This window comes from Pseudomonas sp. 51_B (assembly GCF_017491595.1).
In the GTDB taxonomy this organism is placed as follows: Bacteria; Pseudomonadota; Gammaproteobacteria; order Pseudomonadales; family Pseudomonadaceae; genus Aquipseudomonas; species Aquipseudomonas promysalinigenes.
The window spans coordinates 1-827 of record NZ_JAFGYW010000070.1 but is presented as its reverse complement, the minus strand read 5'-3'; the positions used below and the strand labels follow the sequence as shown (position 1 = coordinate 827).

1 protein-coding gene and 1 pseudogene are annotated in these 827 nt (G+C 59.4%); both read left to right on the top strand.

Features of this window, described 5'->3' with window-relative positions; translation table 11 throughout:
* The first annotated feature begins 1 nt into the window (after position 1).
* Complete coding sequence (locus tag J5M56_RS23650) at positions 2 to 382, top strand: CBS domain-containing protein (RefSeq protein WP_347709435.1); 381 nt, start codon at positions 2 to 4, stop codon at positions 380 to 382.
* Between the two features lie 154 nt (positions 383 to 536).
* Positions 537 to 827, top strand: a pseudogene (locus J5M56_RS23645) (alpha/beta hydrolase); the annotation flags it as partial.

Below are 827 nucleotides of genomic sequence, written 5' to 3'. Positions count from 1 at the left end.
GATCAAACCCGATCACATGGTGCTCGAAGCGCTGATGAAGATGGCCGAGAAAAACGTCGGCGCCTTGCTGGTGGTCGAAGACGACAAAGTGGTCGGCATCATCAGCGAGCGTGACTATGCACGCAAACTGGTGCTGCACGGGCGCTCTTCGGTGGGCACGCCAGTGCGCGACATCATGGTCAAGGACGTGATTACCGTGGATACCCGGCAAACCGTCGACACCTGCCTGGGGATCATGTCGGACAAACGCCTGCGCCACTTGCCGGTGGTCGAGGACGGCCAGTTGATCGGCCTGTTGTCGATCGGCGACCTGGTGAAAGAGGCGATTGCCGAACAGGCCGAGCTGATCAAACAGCTGGAGCAGTACATTCGCGGGGAGTGAGCCCACCGCCGTGATCCCCTTGTGGGAGCGAGCCTGCTCGCGAATGCGATTTCACCTTCAACATTGATGTCGGCTGATACACCGCTTTCGCGAGCAGGCTCGCTCCCACAGGTTTGATTTGTGTTCAGTTCTCTTCTTTGCGAGGTTTCACCGGATGAGAATCCTCGGCATCCTTTGCCTGCTCTTGACCCTCGGTGGTTGCAGTTCGCTGCTGTTCTACCCGGAACCGGGCCAGATCTTCAACCCGGACAAGGCCAAACTCGAATACCGCACCGTCACCCTGATCACCGCCGATGGCTTGAAGCTCAACGCCTGGTGGCTGCCGGCCAAACCTGGCGTCGAGGTCAAAGGCACGGTCCTGCATCTGCACGGCAACGGCGGCAATCTGCCGATGCATCTGGGCGGCAGCTGGTGGTTGCCGAAGAACGGCTATCAGGTCTTGTTG